17 protein-coding genes are annotated in these 19,670 nt (G+C 44.8%); 11 read left to right on the forward strand and 6 right to left on the reverse strand.

Translation table 11 applies throughout. The features are described 5' to 3' along the window. The first annotated feature begins 124 nt into the window (after nt 1-124). From LZG72_RS20515 to LZG72_RS20530, 4 genes are all read left to right on the forward strand, one after another. Nucleotides 125-2,512 (forward strand): ABC transporter permease, encoded by a 2,388-nt coding sequence (locus tag LZG72_RS20515; protein ID WP_233876609.1) that lies wholly within the window; start codon nt 125-127, stop codon nt 2,510-2,512. A 559-nt stretch (nt 2,513-3,071) separates the two neighbouring features. Continuing rightward, nucleotides 3,072-3,926 carry a helix-turn-helix domain-containing protein gene (locus tag LZG72_RS20520; RefSeq protein ID WP_233876611.1) on the forward strand — a complete coding sequence of 285 codons (855 nt, stop codon included), beginning with the start codon at nt 3,072-3,074 and terminating at the stop codon, nt 3,924-3,926. A gap of 70 nt (nt 3,927-3,996) precedes the next feature. Further along, nucleotides 3,997-4,827: an NAD(P)-dependent oxidoreductase gene (locus LZG72_RS20525; protein ID WP_233876613.1), complete on the forward strand. Its 831-nt coding sequence runs from the start codon at nt 3,997-3,999 to the stop codon at nt 4,825-4,827. 136 nt (nt 4,828-4,963) lie between these two features. Beyond that, the gene (locus LZG72_RS20530) at nt 4,964-5,236 is read left to right on the forward strand and encodes a hypothetical protein (protein WP_233876615.1); all 273 of its coding nucleotides are present in this window, start codon (nt 4,964-4,966) and stop codon (nt 5,234-5,236) included. A gap of 22 nt (nt 5,237-5,258) precedes the next feature. Here LZG72_RS20530 and LZG72_RS20535 read toward each other — a convergent pair whose 3' ends face one another. Next, nucleotides 5,259-5,708 carry an Hsp20/alpha crystallin family protein gene (locus tag LZG72_RS20535; RefSeq protein ID WP_233876617.1) on the reverse strand — a complete coding sequence of 150 codons (450 nt, stop codon included), beginning with the start codon at nt 5,706-5,708 and terminating at the stop codon, nt 5,259-5,261. A 274-nt stretch (nt 5,709-5,982) separates the two neighbouring features. On the opposite strand from LZG72_RS20535, the gene LZG72_RS20540 reads away from it, so the two are divergent. After that, nucleotides 5,983-6,876 (forward strand): bestrophin family protein, encoded by an 894-nt coding sequence (locus LZG72_RS20540; RefSeq protein ID WP_233876619.1) that lies wholly within the window; start codon nt 5,983-5,985, stop codon nt 6,874-6,876. Between the two features lie 18 nt (nt 6,877-6,894). Beyond that, a complete protein-coding gene (locus LZG72_RS29355) occupies nt 6,895-7,995 on the forward strand; it encodes a hypothetical protein (RefSeq protein WP_310590565.1) in 1,101 nt (366 codons plus the stop codon). Nucleotides 7,996-8,009: 14 nt separating this feature from the next. On the opposite strand, the gene LZG72_RS20550 is transcribed toward LZG72_RS29355, so the two are convergent. Together LZG72_RS20550 and LZG72_RS20555 are read right to left on the reverse strand one after the other, a co-directional pair. Further along, on the reverse strand, nt 8,010-8,696 hold the full coding sequence (locus LZG72_RS20550; RefSeq protein WP_233876621.1) for a response regulator transcription factor: 687 nt from the start codon (nt 8,694-8,696) through the stop codon (nt 8,010-8,012). Beyond that, nucleotides 8,686-10,149 (reverse strand): sensor histidine kinase KdpD, encoded by a 1,464-nt coding sequence (locus LZG72_RS20555; protein WP_233876623.1) that lies wholly within the window; start codon nt 10,147-10,149, stop codon nt 8,686-8,688. Before LZG72_RS20555 ends, LZG72_RS20550 begins: the two co-directional genes overlap by 11 nt. Nucleotides 10,150-10,258: 109 nt before the next feature. Between LZG72_RS20555 and LZG72_RS20560 the strand changes: the two genes are divergently transcribed. From LZG72_RS20560 to LZG72_RS20570, 3 genes are read left to right on the forward strand one after another with little or no spacing between them, the layout of a single operon-like run. Then, complete coding sequence (locus tag LZG72_RS20560; protein WP_233876625.1) at nt 10,259-12,631, forward strand: outer membrane beta-barrel protein; 2,373 nt, start codon at nt 10,259-10,261, stop codon at nt 12,629-12,631. A gap of 13 nt (nt 12,632-12,644) precedes the next feature. After that, on the forward strand, nt 12,645-13,178 hold the full coding sequence (locus LZG72_RS20565) for an OsmC family protein (RefSeq protein WP_233876627.1): 534 nt from the start codon (nt 12,645-12,647) through the stop codon (nt 13,176-13,178). Nucleotides 13,179-13,238: 60 nt separating this feature from the next. Next, nucleotides 13,239-14,126, forward strand: coding sequence for a type II CAAX endopeptidase family protein (locus LZG72_RS20570; RefSeq protein WP_233876629.1), 888 nt, complete (start codon nt 13,239-13,241; stop codon nt 14,124-14,126). 22 nt (nt 14,127-14,148) lie between these two features. On the opposite strand, the gene LZG72_RS20575 is transcribed toward LZG72_RS20570, so the two are convergent. The 3 genes from LZG72_RS20575 to LZG72_RS20585 all read right to left on the reverse strand — a co-directional run bounded on the left by LZG72_RS20575 (nt 14,149) and on the right by LZG72_RS20585 (nt 16,477). After that, nucleotides 14,149-14,736: a Crp/Fnr family transcriptional regulator gene (locus LZG72_RS20575; protein WP_233876631.1), complete on the reverse strand. Its 588-nt coding sequence runs from the start codon at nt 14,734-14,736 to the stop codon at nt 14,149-14,151. Nucleotides 14,737-14,808: 72 nt separating this feature from the next. Next, on the reverse strand, nt 14,809-15,408 hold the full coding sequence (locus LZG72_RS20580; RefSeq protein ID WP_233876633.1) for a hypothetical protein: 600 nt from the start codon (nt 15,406-15,408) through the stop codon (nt 14,809-14,811). Between the two features lie 103 nt (nt 15,409-15,511). Next, the gene (locus LZG72_RS20585; RefSeq protein ID WP_233876635.1) at nt 15,512-16,477 is read right to left on the reverse strand and encodes an aldo/keto reductase; all 966 of its coding nucleotides are present in this window, start codon (nt 16,475-16,477) and stop codon (nt 15,512-15,514) included. 90 nt (nt 16,478-16,567) lie between these two features. On the opposite strand from LZG72_RS20585, the gene LZG72_RS20590 reads away from it, so the two are divergent. Beyond that, a complete protein-coding gene (locus tag LZG72_RS20590; RefSeq protein ID WP_233876637.1) occupies nt 16,568-16,921 on the forward strand; it encodes a helix-turn-helix domain-containing protein in 354 nt (117 codons plus the stop codon). A 66-nt stretch (nt 16,922-16,987) separates the two neighbouring features. Beyond that, nucleotides 16,988-19,567 carry a two-component regulator propeller domain-containing protein gene (locus tag LZG72_RS20595; RefSeq protein ID WP_233876639.1) on the forward strand — a complete coding sequence of 860 codons (2,580 nt, stop codon included), beginning with the start codon at nt 16,988-16,990 and terminating at the stop codon, nt 19,565-19,567. Nucleotides 19,568-19,670: the final 103 nt, after the last annotated feature.

Consider the following 19,670-nt stretch of genomic DNA (forward strand, 5'->3'; position numbering starts at 1 on the left):
AATTATGAGAAAGCATATACATTAGGAGGTTGAATGACTTTCAGCACATCTTTCTGACTATCCATATTACCACTCATGCATACCAGCAAATAGGTTACATAAGATACTTGTAAACCCTGATTTTATGCTTGCCAAATACTTCTTGATCGGATTCCGGAACTTCAGACGAAATAAGTTATTTATAATCATAAATATACTGGGTCTGGGTATCGCGATCGCATGCTGCATTGCCGGGTACTTTAACTGGAAATTCAAGGAAAGTTGGGATAGCAATCATAAAAATGCTGCCAGCATCTTCAGAGTGGAGTTTACGGCAGAATCGAAGGGAAATGCTGAAAGATACGGAGTTTGCCCGATGCCCCTGGGAGAGCAACTTAAACTAACTGAGGCCGGAGCAACATCGATTGTCCGGTATTTCCCGTCCAACACTACTGTTAGAATTGGATCTGAACTCTTCAATACTGACATGGCTTATGCCGATTCAGCATTCTTCAATATGTTTACTTTTGAGCTGTTAGATGGGTCTTTTTCAAACTTCAAAGACAAAAATAAAATATTCATTAGCAAGGATTTAGCCCAAAAATACTTTAATTCCGTCCATGTTTCAGGTAAAGAAATAACGCAGATCAGTAATAATCAAAAAAGAGTTTTTACCGTTGGGGCTGTATTTGAACAGCAGCCAATGAATTCAAGTTTTTCATTCAGTGCAATTACACTGTTCACTAATTTAAGTGATTTCTCCAACGGTTTAAACATCAGTACAACGGATTGGGGCGCATGGAATACAACGTTTTTAAAATTTGACAATCCGAAGCAGGCTTCGGTCATGCAACGCCAACTACGTCAATATATACAACCTCAGAATTGGTCTGGTAATAATATAAAAGTAAAAGACTATTACCTTGAAAATTTTAAAGGTATGGCCCAGCGTAGTATGCAGGAACCAAACGTTAAATGGCAGCAACTTCGATATGGAATTCCGCAGCAGGCAATAATAGTCCCAAATGTTACTGCATTCCTTCTTTTGTTACTGGCCTGCTTCAATTTTACAAACACCTCCATTGCGATATCCAGTAAACGATTTAAAGAAATCGGAGTAAGGAAAGTCATGGGCGCAAATAAGTCACAGCTCATTTTCCAATTTATGGGTGAAAACCTGCTGTTGTGCTTTTTCGCGCTTATTGCGGGACTCATTCTTGCCGAGTTCTTAATCCCTGCGTACAATAGCTTATGGCCATTCTTGAAATTGGATCTAAACTATGCAGGCAACCTCGAATTCATGTTTTTTTTAACGGGTTTACTGATTGCTACAGCTCTTATCGCTGGCAGCTATCCGACAATTTATATTACGAACTTTGCCCCTGTCAGCATTTTAAAGGATAAGATAAAGCTGGGAAGCACTAATTGGTTTACCCGGATACTCTTGGGACTGACCTTTACAATCTCCTTGCTTGCCATCATTTTTGCTATGGCTTTTTATAATAATGCCCGTTATCAAAAAGATTTTGATCTTGGCTATGCAACTACAGGGATTACTTCTATTCATTTACGAGAAGCAAAGGATTTTTTAATTTTTAAAAATATAGCGGAAACTAACCCCGAAATTCGACTGATTGCGGCAACGAGGGATCATATCACACAATCCATAGACAATCAATCGGTTAGCTACGAATCCATGGAAAAACAGATCGATGTGATGGATGTCGGTGAGAATTATTGTGAAGCGCTGGAAATTGAAATTGTATCTGGACGTGGGTTTCAAAAGGGTTCAGAAACGGACTTAAAAGAATCGGTTCTGGTCACAGAAGAGTTTGTCAAACAATTTGGATGGACAGACAATGTGATAGGTAAGCGGATCACGATTAATGATAGTGTTCAGTATAATATAGTCGGTGTACTGAAAGACATTTACACCCATTCATTGTATGAACCGGTTAGCCCGGTTCTGCTAAAATATGCAAGGCCCGAGCAGTATAGGGAAATCATTGTAACAGCAGAACTCAAAAATGCAACAAAAGTGAATACCTTTCTAAAATCAGAATGGAAGAAAAATTTCCCTGACAAAATTTATGATAGCCAATCGATTGAGGTTGTCAAAGAATCTTCAAACCGAGTCAATACCAACGGCGTTAAAATTGTTGGTTGCCTGGGATTCATTGCCATTTTGATGTCGGTTACTGGTTTATACACGCTTGTTTCTCTCAATATTATCAAAAAGACCAAAGAAATAGGTATAAGAAAGGTGTTAGGAGCATCTGAATTGGACATTGCCAGGATCATCAATTTAGAATTTTTTCTGATACTGTCCAGTGCTGCGATTTTCGGTAGCTTCATTGGATACTCACTAGTTGACCATGTGTTAGGGTCGTTATGGAAGCACTATTGGAATATTGAAATTGGTGCTGTCGCTCGCTGCGTTCTTACTATAATTGTGATCGCATCATTTATTCTAGTGTATAAAACCCTTAGAGTATCTTCATTAAATCCTGTGAAAACACTCCGGTCTGAATAAAACCACCATTTTTATACACTCAAAACGTCCGATTTCATCAACGTCGATAGCTACACAATGGGAGAAATAACCGATTGTCGGATTTGACACTGACGCCTATCATTTATGCACTCAAAGACTGGGTTTAATCACAAAAAAGTGGTAACCGAATGACCTGTCTATTCTGCAAAAACGAGGTTTACTTCGCACAGAATACACAGGACTACCCCCAGGGAGCGTTTAGGGTTGCCTTACCGAAACGGGCATGAAGATTTTGAAACGGTTTCATCATCTACAATATGAAGGAAACCCTAACCCAATATCCAGGTTAGTTGTCTATAACAACCGGCATGCCAAACTTGCCGAACACACAACAGAGCAGGCTGTGCTACCGGAGCTACTTGCCAGCGGAAGGCTAAGCTTTGATCACAGACAAGTGTCTGAAACGTATCATTAATAATCGTGTTAGGTGGACGAATTGCTAGTGCACTTAACGTTCCTTACTTTGGGATCAAACCAATCATATTTATTGACCATATTTGCTTTTCAGTGTGATTTGACTACTTGATATATCTGAGGCATGCGAAAAATAAATTTGTTTCCGAAGAAATTCAGCCAGAATGATCAACTGCCCATCAGAATTGTCACCCCGGACTTTGGCCATTTATCCAGGGAAACCGCTGCTGAATCCGGATTCTCGCGCCGCTTGCAATATTACTTTTTCCTGTTTGTTTTGGATGGGCGCAGCCAGCATACTGTGGACCTGGAGACAATTGAGATTGGAAAACATCAATTGCTATTTGCACTACCCTATCAAATCCAGCAATATTCAGCTACCACACATGGATCCGATTATTACAAATTAGGATTTGATGAAGAATGCTTTTCACGACTACCCCGGCGCTTCCCTTTCCTGCTCAACCCGCTTAACCAGCAAAAGATCAGTTTTTCACCTGCGGCGGCTATCCGGCTTGGAGCTATCTTTGAAATTATCCTTGGCCTGTTGAGCACTGCCGATACCGACCCAGAACTGATCCTTGCCCATCTGAATAGCCTTTTGACAGAGATTAATTCAGCTTATTTTGCAGCTGACAGAAAGCCTGCTGATGACAGAATTGAGAAGTTTATTGGCTTCAAGGTGTTTGTTGAAAACAACCTGACAGATCACCCCACTGTCCGAAACATTGCCGAAGAACTTGCGGTAAGTACAGACAGGTTATATCAGATCGTTAAACATTTCTCAGGGCTTTCGCCAAAAGAATTTATAACCAACCGTTTGATACTGGAAGCCAGAAGGCGCCTGTATTATAATGAACGGACTTCTGTAAAAGAGCTGGCTTTCGATCTGGGATTTAACGACCCGGATTATTTTTCCCGCTTATTCAAGAAGGTGACAGGCAAAACCGTTGCTGTCTTTTTCCAGGATTTGTCCTGAGCTGACCGGCTTTCGTCCAGCTCTGCCGCCAACATTCTCCCGAGCTTTGTTCATCAAAAAACATGAAGGTATGAACAAAGAATCAAAGACGATATTAGTAACGGGTGTGACAGGGCTTGTTGGCGCACGCCTTGTACCGCGTCTGGTGGACGCAGGCTTTGACTGCCGGGCAGTAGTGCGTGGCGGGAAGGATATTCCTGCCAGGGTTACAGCTGTGGAAGCGGATCTGCTGGACGAAGTGTCACTGGCGGCGGCGGTAAAAGATGTTTCAGCAATCCTCCATCTTGCCGCAGTGTTCCGCACGCAAGACACCGATCTGATATGGAAAAGTAATTTCGAGGGCACCCGCAACCTGATCAATGCAGCGAAGGCTCATGCACCCGGTGCCCGCTTCATTTTGGCAAGCACTACCCATGTCTACAACAAGAACAACCCGCATCCGGGCCGGGAGAGTGATCCTGAGGATCCGCAACACGCATATCCTGCCAGTAAGGTCGCAGCTGAAAAGGAGCTGCGTGAAAGTGGTCTCAACTGGTCGGTCCTGCGGTTTCCCTTTGTGTATGGAGATGGCGACAAACATCTGGAAACGTTACCAGAACACGTGATTGCGGCCAAATGGCATCCTGCAATGAGAATGAGCACCATTCACCACCGTGACATAGCCACCGCAGTGAACATGGCGATGGCAGGAACCATGGATGGTCGCACCGTGAATATTTCGGATGAAGCCCCGACTTCACTTTATGAATTGTGCAAGCTTGTCGGCGTTACGATGGAATCATCATCCGAGCCTCTCACAGATCCCTGGTATCTGCATTCGGACAGTTCACTTGCACGCAGCTTAGGTTTTCAGCCAGCAATTAGGACAGTCTACAAGGCGGTGCAGGAAAAGCTACTTTGATTCAGTTGTTTGGAATTCATCTGGCCATGAATTCTGGCGAAACGGACATTTCACGGCCAGATGATGTTGCAGCCAGTCAGGAGCATAAGGCAAAACATTCAATTCTGTCAAATTATTAGGTAAAATTTATTGGATAATGAAAAACATTATTTTTTATACTTCCCTTTGCATTTTGTTGCTGAATTGTAAAAAAGACGTCGAAAAAGACCCGGCAAGTCAAATAGAAGGTCAATACCGCATAACAAGCTATATTGTTGCTAAGGACACTTTGATTTCTCCTGAGAAAGGAAACCGCTCACAATTTGAATTTTTTGAGATTGGTGTTACCCGAAAGAGTGAGAAAACAATAGTCCAACATATTCAAAAACTTATCCCGTTAGTATCGAAATCAAATGGCCGCTTCCTCTGAGTTGAAGCGGCCAGACTATTATTTACTGTATTTCAATCAATCGCGGGCCTTTTTGTTTGGCCTCTTCTCTTTTTGGGATTGTCAGACGTAAAAGCCCATTGTCGTAGCTTGCCAAAATGCCATCGTGGTCAACCACATCTTTAGGTAAAAGAAAGCTTCTCTGGAACGATTGAAAGCTGAATTCCCTGCGACTGTAACCGTCCTGCTGCGTTTCCTCTTGATTTTCCTTTTGCGAAGATATCGTTAGCATATTATTATCCAGCTGGATTTTGAAATCCTTTTTGTCCATACCCGGAGCGGCAACTTCGACTTCAAAATTTTCAGCCGACTCTTTAATGTTCACCATGGGTATGGTGGTCTGCGTTGATGAGAAATTGCTGTTACCCCAGTTAAAAAGTTCGCGGCCAACGAAATCGTCGAACAGAGCTGGGATCGTGTTAAATGAATTCCGGTTCTTTTTGATGAGTGACATGACTTTATCCTTTTTGGTTAAACAATAAAACTGTACAATATGCTCTCGCATCAGCAGCTACCTATCAAACTGCATTCCAGCGGCCCCCATTGCTTAAAAATGCGTTCTTATGTGCCTGTTTGTGTCATTTTTTCACTTATTTCTGTAATTTTGGCAAGCAGGATACCCGGAATGCGATTCAAATTCTGCCACTTTTTCAGTTTTCTAGACTTGGGAACAGCGTTTAAATCCCAGTGCTTCCGATGACATAGTCAAACAGAAAACAGGATTAATTATGCTGCTAAACAAACCAATCCCTTTCAAGTATATTTTCAACAAGGTCAAACACGAATTGATGTATGTATTGCTGATCGGACTGGCCGTACTTCTGGTCAAAACGCTGTTCAATTATGCAATACCGGAGATTCCGCTCACGATTCCCACATTCTTAGGAACTGCCATTTCTGTCATTCTTTCATTTAAATTAAGCCAGTCTTATGACCGCTGGTGGGAAGCGCGCAAGATCTGGGGAAGCATTGTAAACGACTCGCGAACTCTGATTATTCAGTTGCAATCTTTCGTAAGGGAAGGAAATCAGGAGATCATCAGGCGCATTGCGCTGCGACATATTGCCTGGTGTTATTCGCTGGGGCTGACGCTCAGGGAGCTCAACCCCGTAGAAGGTTTGGAAAAATACCTGGATCATCGGGACTTGAGCGGCTTGGAGCAACATCGAAATAAACCCTTGGGCCTGCTGCAACTGACAGCCAGGGATATTGCGGCACTAAAAAACGAGGGGCAGGTCGATGTTTACAGCCACGTCCAGTTAAACAATACACTGGTAAATCTGACCAACTCCATGGGAATGGCCGAGCGGATAAAAGGAACGGTTTTTCCGGTTACTTACCGCATTTTCCTGCATATGATCATCTATTTGTTTATTATTCTGCTTTCTATTTCACTGAGGACCCTGGAAAGCTATTTTGAAATACCCCTGCTACTGATCATCGCCGCCCTCTTTTTTCTCTTGGAGCGCACAGCAACACACCTGCAGGACCCGTTTAGCAACAAGCCGACCGATACGGCCATGACGGCGATTGCAACTACAATAGAAATAAACCTCCGGCAGCTGATCAATGACAAAAATGTTCCGCAGCCGATAACTTCAACTGATTTTTATGTTAAATAGTTAAACCCGTTTCAAGCCATGCATACCCTTTCAGAAGACTTCATCAAAAATATAACGCCCGAAATAGCCGTACAGATTCTGAAAGAAGGAAATGAGCGTTTCGTCAACAATCTTGAACAAAACCGCAACCTGCTCGAACAGGTGAATAAAGCCGCAGATGGGCAGACACCGTATTGGGCCACACCAGGTGCGGCGCCATCATGGGTGCCTGCGACAATATCCAGCTGGGGAATCTTACTCAGCAACAAGTATCATGGAAGGCTATGTCATTGGCGATTTATAAAATCAATGTCCTTGCTGGGCATTTTTGTTCTGATAATTTCATGTAAAAAGGAAGCACTCAATCCCGAAAAAGTTTCGAATTTACTGTTGGAGCAAGATGAATCTTGTAGGATCGTTTCATATAAATGGGACACGGGCACTGGTATTCCATGGGACGTTGTCCAGCATTATAATGGTCCTCACCTTGATTATTACGTTACAACGTGGACAGACCCTTGGGCGGGCAATCTAGTGAGTAAAAAAAGAACTGTAACATATAACAATGCCGGCAACCCAGATCATGTAAATAATCTAGTAAGGTTCAAGTACGATGAACAATCGCTACTTGAAAGTGTAACCACATATGAAGACCCAATAAATCCAGGAACGGCCAATGAAGTGAACAAAGTGCCACAGTATAAAGCATATTTTAAATGGAAGGACGGCAGAATCGTTAGCATTAATGAGTGTTTCTATAAAACGATAATGCTAAGTGCCTTTAATTATGAGTATCAAGAATTAGCACCTTGGTCATATTCGACATTTACGTATGATAGTAATGGTAACATCATCACCAGACAGGTTTTGGATGAAAACAAAGCATGGAAGTATACGATATCCTATCAGTACGATAATAGCCCGAATCCTCTGAAAAATCGCTTTCTGCTTAGTGGAGACTATCGCGCGCAAACTGAGTTGCTTTCAAAAAATAATTGTACGAAGAAAGTCGTTAGTTACCCTGGTCGAGACGAACTTTCTGAGCTGACAAACTCGTACCAATACGGTAACAATAATTATCCGCTTAACGGTTTTCTAGGTGACGGCCAGTTCATCGACATCAAGTATGAGTGTAAATAATCGTTGTAACAGGATCATGCAATCAGCTTATAACCTGCACCGCGGATGCTCATGAGCTGCACGCTTTCATCATCCTTCAACATCTTACGCAAATGGGACATAAAAACGTCCATACTGCGCGCATTATAAAAACTATCATCCCCCCAGATTTTAAGGAGCGGCACCTGCCTGGGCATCAGGGTATTTTTGTTTTGTAGTAATAATTCCAGGAGTGCTGTTTCCTTGTAAGATAGCGTGTGCGTTCCGAGCGGTGTTTTCAACTGCTGGGTGAGGGCGTTGAACTCACATTGGCCAAAACGCACGCGGGACGAGGTTTCTAATTTCTGATCCGAGCGGTCAAACCGATGTAGCAATGACTCTATCCGAACGAGCAGCTCGCCCATGTTGAAGGGTTTCCGGAGATAATCGTTGCCCCCGCTTTTAAAGCCTTTGATCACATCTTCGGCCAGTGATTTGGCACTAAGAAAAATGATAGGAACATTGCTCTTTTGCTGTCTTATATCTTCGGCAAGTGTGTATCCGTCTTTCAGGGGCATCATGATATCGAGCACGCAAATGTCTGGCTGGCTGGCCTCGAAAAGCTGCAATGCCTGTTGTCCATCAAGGGCCAGTTCTACGTCGTAGCCACTGTTTTTTAGCCCATCGCTGATGATTTGTGCCAAAGTGGGCTCGTCTTCGGCATAGAGAATTTTATACTTCATGGTAGGCGGGTAGGATGATTGTAAAGGTGCTTCCTTTCCCGGCCTCACTTTGAAGCTTTACCGAGCCGCCGTGCTTCTCAACGATTTGCTTCACGTAGTGCAGGCCCAGTCCCGAGCCCTTGACGGTATGTACGTCCGGATTTTCAGGCACCCGGAAAAACCTTTCAAAGACCCGCTCCTGGTATATCCCTGAAATCCCAGGGCCATTATCCTGAAAGCTGATATGTATGTCTTCCCGGCTGCATTTGCAGGAGACAATGATCCTGGCATTTTTGCCGCCATACTTCAACGCATTGTCAATGAGGTTGTAAAAAACATTGATCAAATGCACCGGATCCCCGCCCACAAAACAGGGTTCGCTGGCTGGTTGATACGTGATAACAGAACTTGTCTGCGCCTGGCGCAGCTGCATTGAAGAAACAACACTGGCCAATCCTTGCTGGACATCATACAATTCACGGCGCAGCAACACCTGGCCATTATCGAGCTGATCAAGGTTGAGTACTTTGTCGATCATCAGGTTCAGGCGCTGCAATTCTGATTGACTTATCTGAATATAGTTGTTCAATTTGACCGGGTCGCGCGCGAGACCGTAGCGGGTAATGGCGTCAAGGGCGGCCTCAATAACAGAAACGGGGGTTTTTAATTCATGGGTCATATTGCTGGTAAATGCCAGCCTCTCTTGTGTATAAAGCCGCTGGCTACGCATGATCCTGAACAGGAAGAAAAAGGCTGCGCCGGTTAACAGCAGCATGAGCAGCGAAGAACCAAGGTAATAGCGCATCCGGTAAAGCACTACGCCATTTATTGATTGCGCCACAAGCTGGTAGGTGTGCAGAAAAAAATTCAGGTTGTAACCATATTGCTGGCTCCGATAGGCGGCTTGCTGCGCTTTCTTCCAGATAGCCGGCGACTCGGGCTTACCGCTGTCATAATCATATATTACATGATAGGTATCCAAATCAAGTTGCGCGCGCAGGCATTCGACCTTAACAAGGCTATCCATCCGGGCCAGGTCGCGTTTATCGGCGGCCGTTATGGTTTGCAAAGTCTCGCCTTCGTCATAAGTACGGATGATTTGCCGGTGGCCTACCCTGGGTTTATCATTGGCAATGTGGATTCCTATGGTGACAATGGTGCTATCGGGCCTGATCTGGGAGGTGAAACTGCCGCCAAATTGACGGTCCCGCAGTCGTGTAAAGGCTTGTTTGATTTGCAGCCAGTCTGGGGAAAGAAAAAAGTTCTTGAAGTTTTCGCTGTTCTCATGACCCTGGGCAACGCTCAGGTAATCGCTTTGACTTGCCGCATTGGCTACGGCCTGATCGAGGTCACGTTTCACCTGGACCTGTTGCGCGCGGAACAGTTGGCCGAGCCATATTACCTGCAGCCCGATACTGGCCAGCATCACTAATGCAACAAGTGGATACGCATATCGGTTAGAAAGCCATTTCATGCCACTAAGTTCAGCATATTGCTGCATTCGTAATAGGGCCGCTGAACGATTTAACCATGTTTAACATTGCTTAACCCGCCATAAGGCAGGCTCATGGTAGGTTTGCAGCATGAAAAAGTTAGCAATATTTTTAATGATGATCCTCCCCTGCCTGGCCTGCGGGCAGATGCAGCTGAAAGGCAAAGTAGTAGATCAAGCAGGTAAACCCCTGGATGCGGCAACCATAATTTTGATGCAAGATGAAAAACAAATTGCGCTGGCGTTTGCTGATTCAGGCAACTTCAACTTAACCTTCCCAGCGGGCGGCACATACAGTATTTTTGCAAGCCTTGTGGGCTACCAGCAGGTCCGGATGCTGGTAGAACTTCCCAAAGATAGTCTTGTGCTCACCATGCAGCAGGACAACAAGCAGCTCAACGAAGTCACTGTTCTCTTCCGCAAGCCACTGGTCGGGCGCAAAGTTGACCGGGTAACCTTTAACGTTGAAAACAGCATCCTCGCCTCCGGAAGCAGTGCCTGGGAATCACTCGCGAAAGCACCCGGTGTTCAGGTCAATAGCAACGAAGAAATTACCGCCAACCGAAAAGGCGTGCGTATATACATGGACGGCAAGCCCCTGAACCTTTCAGGTGACGACCTTTCTGCTTACCTGAAAGGTCTCCCATCTCATCTGATTGCTCAGATAGAGGTCTATTCAAACCCACCGGCGCAATTCGATGCCACTGGGGCATCCGTTATCAATATAATCACCAAAAAAGGCAGTAAAAAGGGACTTCATGTAACCCTCAATGCAGCTGCAACCCAGGGTGTCTATCTGGGCCATAATACCAGCGCGACCTTTAATTACAGGAACAATAAGCTTAATCTTTACGGGAGTTATGGTTTTGCGCACAGGCATAATTTCCAGGACCACAATGTGGATATTGACTATGGCACTTCTTTCTGGAGTAGCCCGAACCGGAATATTTATAAGTCCGACAACCATAACTATCGTTTGGGTGCAGATTATCAACTAACGTCCAACCAGGTTATAGGCCTTTTGGTAACAGGAAGTAACCGCGTCGGCTTCTCTGACGGGCATACAAAAACACGTATAACCAGCAACCAAATGGTACTGGATTCAACATTGAAAACTGACAACCTTGCGGCCACCAGGGGTAATCAGTATGCTTATAACCTTAATTATAACATGAAGCTGGACTCTGGCAAGCGGAGTCTGAATATCGATATCGATTACTCACCATACCAAAGCCGGACGAATTCTTTTGCCGACAATATTTCATTTTTGCCCAACGGCCAGCAAACCTCCAACCTGTTCCACATCTTTACGCCCAGCTCACAGCACATTGATATTTACTCCGGTAAAGCAGACTACATTTACCGGTTGTTTGGACACTGGGAAGCAGCCTCAGGCATAAAATTTAGCAGTACAAAGAGCCGTAACAATTTCGACTACTATAATCGGAGCGAAACAACACAAACAGCTGTTCCGGCGAATTTCAACCATTTCATATACCAGGAAAGAATCGCTGCTGCCTACACTTCCCTGTCGCGTACATTCGGGCAATGGACGCTGCAAGGCGGACTGCGGGCCGAACTTACCCGGATAAAAGGTTACTCAATAACACTGGATTCATTGAATGAACGCAGCTATTTCAAAGTATTCCCAACTTTATTTGCCCTATATAAAGCCAGCGAAAATCACCAGTTGCAGTTCAATTATGCCTACCGGATTGAGCGTCCCGAATACAACCGGTTGAATCCGGCCAAGCGTTATGCCTCGCCTTTCAATTTCTATGTTGGCAATCCCGCCCTGCAACCTGCGTTTGTACACAACGCCGAACTAAGCTATACTTTCAAGCAAGAATATAGTATTACAGCTTATTACACCACAACACAGGATGTTTTCACCAACATCAATGTGCAGGACAATCAGACCAAGCTTTATTATGGAACGCAGGCGAACCTGGGTTTGAGCGCGAATGCAGGTGTCCGTTTATCAGCAGCATTTCAGCCGGCTAGCTGGTGGGATATCCATGTGACGGGCGGGGCTTACAGACTGCGGGAAAAATCAGCCTATCTGTCCAGCGCATTCGACTATCACCTGTTTTCCTGTGATGCGACCCTGATGCAGTCCTTCACCATTCATACGAAGGCAGCAATAAAGGCTGAGATCAGCGGGATTTATAACGGCCCCGGCATTCAGGGGATCTACTGGGCAGGGCACAATTGGCAAGTGGGTGCCGGTGTAAAAACAAACATCCTGCGTGGCGCGGGTACATTGCGGCTCGCCGTAAATGATATCTTCAACACTTTCAATAATAAAATACGGATCAGATATCTGGATCAGAAAAGCAATTTCTTGCACCATGCCGAAAGCCGTACTGTATCATTGAGTATCTCATATCGCATTGGGAAAAATGTGGCTGCGTCACGTAGCCGCAGTACAGCCAGCGAAGAGGAGCGAAAACGCGCACAGTAAAGCTGACTAAAAAGTGAAAAAAAAGGCCGGATTTAACTTAAGTGAAAAAACAGGCGATCTTTTCAGGGGAACTTTGGATCAACAAAACTTTAAAAACAATAACAAAATGAAAAGATCGGCAAAAGCACATTGGACTGGCGATTTAAATACCGGTCATGGCCAGTTATCAACAGACAGTAATGTCCTGGATAAAACACAATATTCATTTAACACTCGTTTTGGAGATGGTATCGGCACAAACCCCGAGGAGCTGTTGGCAGCCGCACATGCCGGCTGCTTTACTATGGCAATTGCTTATGCGCTGTCTCAAAAAGGAACACCTGCAAATGAGTTGGAAACCAAAGCATCTGTCAGTGTCGACCTGGCCAAAGGTGGTATTACCGGCATTAAACTTACGCTTAATGCCACAATCATTGAAGGCATGTCGGCCGATTCGTTCCTGGAAATTGCAAATGAAGCTAAACTGAACTGCCTTATTTCAAAGGCATTGACTGGTGTAGCTATCAGTCTGCATGTAAATTATGGTGCGCTACAATCAAGTATTTAATTTAACCGGAATGCAGAGTCTGGCAATATGCCGGGCTCTGTATTTTAACCTGCCTATATCATGTCCATTGAAAACAAACAGAGCCAGAGTGGAACCTCTAAATCAGAGAGTAGAAAAGCAATCGGAATATTTCTGCTTCTGACTTTTGCTTTAAGTAGTGTCGTTTGGATACTAACAATTAACTCAGGCGAAGGCCGGATTGGTGGCAGGATTTATGGCTATGGCATTATGTGGTGCCCTGCCCTGGCTACCTGGCTGACGTGCAGAATACTGAATTACAAAATAAGCGATCTTGCCTGGCAATGGGGCAAGCCAAAATACCAGGCATGGGCCTATTTTGTTCCTGTGGCATATTCTCTGATCGCTTACCTGATCATATGGTTAGCAGGCTGGGGAGGATTTTACAATAAAGAGTTTGTTACGGAAGCAGCAAAATCCCTGGGCTGGGCTGGTTTATCTCCCGGCGTGTTCATCCCATTATTTTTTGTGGTAAATGGGGTTATCGGCCTTTTTGGGAGTATGAGCACGGCATTAGGTGAAGAGATCGGCTGGCGCGGGTTTCTGGTACCCCATCTTAATGACATTACAAGTTATACCTATACCTCATTGATCAGCGGCATGATCTGGGCCTTTTGGCACTACCCTCTCATTATCTGGGGACATTATAATGGCGGCACGCCAATCTGGTATGGGTTGACCTGTTTTACCGTAGCAGTGGTTAGCGCTAGCTTTATCTATACATGGTTCAGGCTGAAATCAGGCAGTTTGTGGACAGGTGTTATGCTGCACGCCAGCCATAATTTATTCATCCAGACTTTTTTTACACCCGTAACCATTGTTTCCAGTCCCAGGACCAATTACTTTATAGACGAATTCGGGGCTGTGCTTGCAGTTGTATCACTGTTCGCCGCCATTTACTTCTGGTCGCGAAGACAAGAAGTGCTTTAAATTTTCTTTACAGGCAGTGGTATTATTTTTTTATCCGTTTCCGTATCCTGCTCAATGATGGATTTGTTATACCCAGAAAAGAGGAAATGTGATAGGCTGGAATCCGCTCGACGATATTTGGGTGTTCTTCAAGCAGTCTCAGATATCGCTCCTCATGCGAGAAAAAGACAAATTCTTCTGTCCGCGTCTGGGCATAGGAAAAAAACAGTTCCGCTAACAGCCTTCCGAATTTTGCCCAATTGGAATTGGTTTCATACAAACTATTGAGATCCTTATAGGAAATAAAAACGATTTCAGAATCTTCCATTGCTTCTATATAATACCAGCAGGCTTTTTGCGAAATGAAGCTCCTGAAAGAAACGACGAACTGATTTTCTGAAAAGAAAAACAGGTTTTTATCTGTATCCGTCTTTGGATCGTGGTAGTATATACGAAAGATTCCTTTGACCACTAATCCCAAATCATTGCAAACCATGCTCTGCATGTTGAAAAAGTCTCCCTTTTTGATGGTGCGGGGTTTCCAGAACGGCCTCCCCTGTTCAATATCTTTATCTGTTAGGGATGCGAAATCGCGCAGATGCTGAGCAATAACTTCATTTTTGTCACTCATGGCACTTCATTAATTGATACAAAACAGCGGCAGCTGAAAAGCAAGAAGGAATATTTTTTTAGCAAAACAAATTTACAAACGCCCCGTGATTTCTGAACTTCTATTGATCGTTTTACGTAAACGAAATGCCGCCAGCAGGAAGTAAAACGCGCCAAAAGCGGCATAACCAGCCAGTGTATTCACACCCGTACCAGGCGTATGTGCTTGCAAATAGATAGAGACGCCCGCAAGCATGGACTGCCCGCCGCTAATGATCATCGGCCATTGACCGTCCATTTGCTTGCGTCGGTGCAAGCCTAAAATGAGTTGGATCAGCCCAGTCAGGATTGCCCAGGCGCTAAAAACGATCAGTGCCTCAGCAAGACCTTTTTGTAGAAATATGGTTACCGCAATCGTGGTAATGACGCCGATTGCAACATTCACATACTGCGGTGTTTTGTTAGTAGACGGCGAGTTTGATTTAATGTCGAAAAAGGTAACAATTACATCCCAAGCCGGGTAGATGATAAACAGGACCATAGCAACAGAAGCATTTGTCTTGGCTAAGGTTGTCACCAGCAATATCCATACAATAGAGAATGCAGCACGTGTAAAATAAAGCGTCCGTAGCGATTTGGCGGTTTCAACAGCCTCATTGGAGAAGTCTATGGCGGATGTGTTCTGTGATTTCATGATGTAAGATTTTTGTTTTTTGTTACATCAAAGGTCAAGGATAACCACACGCCCGTTTTTCACCTAAGTTAAAAACGCGCGTAAAAACCCGAAATTTTCTTCATTATTTTTGCTGAACAGTAGCAAGCAGGTCGTGAGGGAATCCCATCGAAAAGGTACTAATTTGATTCAAACGCATAATCTGATCAGCATTCAGGCTAATGTCGACAGCGCTCAAACTGGTTTCAAGATGGGCTAACGTTCTGGCGCCTATTATCGGAAAGACGCCTTTGCTGAGTACCCATGCCAAAGCCACCTGACCCGATGTGGAGTCAACTTCTTTTGCAATTTGCTCCGTTTGATCCAAAATCATTTTTGTTCGCTCGTCTTCAAGATGCCCCCCAGGCGTTGAAAGTGTGAGTCTTCCGGATGCTCCCTTCCGGTATTTTCCGGTCAGTAATCCTGCTGCCAGAGGAGAATAACACATAGCGCCCATACCAAAATGTTCTGCCATTGGAAGCAATTCGCGCTCGGCCGTACGTTGCATCAGGTTGTATTCGATCTGTAAGGCGCTCACAGGTATAGCGCCGGCAATGCTCGCCGCTTTCCAGGCAGCAAAATTTGCAAGGCCAGTGTATAGAACTTTCCCTGCTGTTACAAGATCTTCCAGGCCGCGGACAATCTCTTCTAAGGTAGTAACACCATCATCAAAATGAGGCATATATATATCAATGTAGTCTGTCTTCAACCTTTTCAGGCTGCCCTCAATTGCCTGGCGCATAGCCTTACGATGATTTCCGGCATTGGCTACTGACGGATCAGGTTGGCTGCTTCGGGTGTATTTGGTACAAATGATAAAATCGTCCCGTTTGTGATCAATAAATTTACCAACAGTCTCTTCCAATTCTCCAAATTGATACGTGTCAGAAACGTCAATGTAGTTTCCACCGGCGTCCGCATAAGCTGCCAGTATTTGAAGTGCGTCCCGAGCGGCAGTGCCATAACCTCGGCGGTCACCCAGTTGAGAGCCGCCTAATATGAGCTCGCTAACCGGCAAACCGGTCTTTGATCCGAATAATTTATATTTCATGCTGCAAAAGACAGCAGAAGGCAGAGGATAGTCAAGTATGGCTAAATTCAGCCGTATCAGATATTTATTCTGGTCACTTACATTTGTAGCATGTACGAAAGAAAACTACCTGTTGAAGTCGAGTGCGGCCTGAACCTGTTCATGGGAATCATGAGCGGCAAATGGAAGATTAAACTTATTTGGTGCATTTACTCAGGCATCTGCCGGCCAGGAGACTTACAGCGCAAAATCCCTAAGGCATCGCGAAGATTGCTGGACAGCCAGTTAAAACAGTTGGTGGAGCATGGCATCCTCTCTAAGACCAGTTATGATCAACTGCCTTTAAAGGTTGAATACAGTCTTACACCCCTGGGTATAACACTGATTCCTGTCATTGAGGTGACTGCAAAATGGGGCGAAGACCATCGTAGCGTGCTTGAACCGCTACTAATTCCTGACAATTAGAACTCAAAAGGGCGCAACGCAACAAACTGTCCCATTTTCGGGTTATAAAACGCATAACCTTGTATCATGAAAAGTTGCGATATGATTGTGGTAAGATTTGAGGCGACGTTGGGAAAATTATTTTTGGTTTTATCCCTGCTTCAATGCATTTCTGGATCGGTGTCCGCCCAGGAAAATGGCAGGGTCTTGCAATATTCACTAAGCCAGGGACTATCCTTTGGCATTGTCAACAGCATTGTACAAGATAACCAGGGACTAATGTGGTTTGCAACCGGAGACGGACTGAACCGTTTCGATGGTACCACGTTCAAAGTTTTCAAAAACGATCCCGACGACCCGCAGAGCCTTTCCGGAAATTATGTCAAAACCGTTTTTTGCGACCGCGACGGAACGATATTTACCACATCACGCAACGGAATAAACGAATTTGTAGCCGAAAAAGAAGTTTTCAAACGCCACATACCGCGGCCCGGGGCCAATGCGCCTGGGAGCGATGTGAGCGACATATTACAGGCGTCTGACGGCAATCTCTGGGTTTCGCTTAATGGGTCGGGGTTTGCGCTTTTCCACAAGAAAACAGCCCTATTCACCTACTATAATCAAAGTACGCTCCCCGGATTGAGTACCAATTCCGTCCTCAGCGCGTTCGAAGATTCGCAGGGATTGCTATGGCTGGGCACCAGGGAATCGGGCATTGAAGTTTTTAGAATTGATAAAAACAGAAAACTGGCCAAAGCAGGACTCGATCTAAAAAACATTCCATCAACACGCATTAATGGCATTTTTGAGGATCATTTGCACAACATTTGGATTGCCTCTGCGCGCGGTTTGATCCTCTTTAAACGTGACGAGTCGCAGTTCTATATCCTGCATTTACCGGCCAATCTGCGGAGTGACATTTACCTTGCCGTGCAGGAAAACGACAAAGGCCAGCTGCTGGTCGGTTTGCAGGACGGCGGCCTTTACAGTCTGGATCTTGATCAGGTTAAAAGCCGGAAGCCTGTCGATTACGATTTTGTCAAAGTCAATGATTCTCAAAAACAGGGAATTACCAGGCGATCGGTTCAGTCAATTTATATGGACCGGGATAAGAATGTCTGGCTCGGGACTTATGGTGAAGGCGTTTACCTGATTAGCAGCATTCCAGAAAAGTTCAGGAATTTTGCGACCAAAATTCAGGATTCCCGTGCGGAAAGTTACTTGCGCTATTATGGAATGTGCGTCGATAAGGAGGGCCATTTATGGCTCGGGACAGATGGCGATGGTATTTATAAAACCAAAAGTGACGGCGAAATCATGCAGCATTACAAGCCCAGTGACAAGCCCGGCGGCCTGACCGATGGCGCCGTCATTGCAGCGCATACGGGCAGGGATGGAACTTTGTGGTTCGGGACATATTCCAAAGGCCTTTTCCAGTTGAATTCTAAGACCAATTCATTCAGGCAATTCTCCAATATCCCCAATGATCCCTCAAGCTTGCCTAAAAATGATGTCAGGGTTATTTATGAAGACAAGTCCGGCAATATATGGGTAGGAACAAATGGCGGAGGCTTGGCCCGGTTAGACCGCCAAACCGGAAGATTCACTCATTATCTGACACGCAACAGCAGCATTAATTCCAATGATGTGCGTGCGATTACGGAGGATCAGAATGGTAATTTGTGGATTGGTACTTACGGCGGAGGACTCAATTACCTGGACGTGATGCAGATGAAGTTCACTTCTTTTTTCAATGATCCAAAAAAGCCCGTTTTTTTGTCGAATCGCATTATTTTCTCCCTTTATTTCGATGCGAGAGAAAGGTTATGGATAGGATCGGAAGGAAACGGACTGGTCGTCTATAACCCGCAAGAAAATACGACCAAACACTTTACCGAAAAAAATGGCCTGGCAAATGACGTCATCTACGCCATCCAGCCCGAAAGTGCGGACCGTGTGTGGATCAGCACAAATAAAGGACTTTCAAGAATCGATCTGGCTACTAACAAAATTGATCATTACAACCAAAGCAACGGCTTGCAAGGCGGGCAATTCAATCCTAATTCTGCCTTGTACAATGCAGAAGAAAGGTTAATGGTTTTCGGCGGAACACAGGGCTGGAATCTGTTTTACCCTTCGGCAATCCGCCCGTCGGCATTTAAACCAAAGATTATGCTTAGCGGATTGTCACTATTTGGGCAGGACGTGGCGGTTGGGGATGAAAAGGATGGAGAAGTGATTTTGAATAGCCAACTATCAGACCAGCAGGATATTACCTTGCAGCCAAATCAATCTGTATTCACAATTGCGTATACCGCATTGAATTATGCATATCCCGAGCTGAACAGTTTTGCTTACAAAATGGAAGGTCTGGATAAGGATTGGAACTATGTAAAAAACGAGCGTTCAGCGACTTACCGTTATTTGCCGGCCGGAGATTATACATTCAAGGTCAAGGCAGCAAACCAGGATGGGGTTTGGTTTGAAAATACTGCTTCACTTCGAATTCATATTTTGCCGCCCTGGTACCGCACAATTTGGGCTTACCTGCTTTATCTCGGCATTGCCGGAGCCTTGATCTACTATTATCAGCAATACAAAATGCGGCAGGCTGAGCTCAACTATCAGGTGCAGCTCGCGCATTTTGAAACACATGTCGCGTCCTAAAATAAGTTGACGGTTTTAGATTGAGTTTAGGCCTTGGGGTGTTTCTCCAAGGCTTTTTTATGTACTGCATTCGGGGTCATCATTTTGAGACTAAGATGAGGCC

It is taken from the genome of Dyadobacter sp. CY323 (assembly GCF_021390245.1).
In the GTDB taxonomy this organism is placed as follows: Bacteria; Bacteroidota; Bacteroidia; order Cytophagales; family Spirosomataceae; genus Dyadobacter.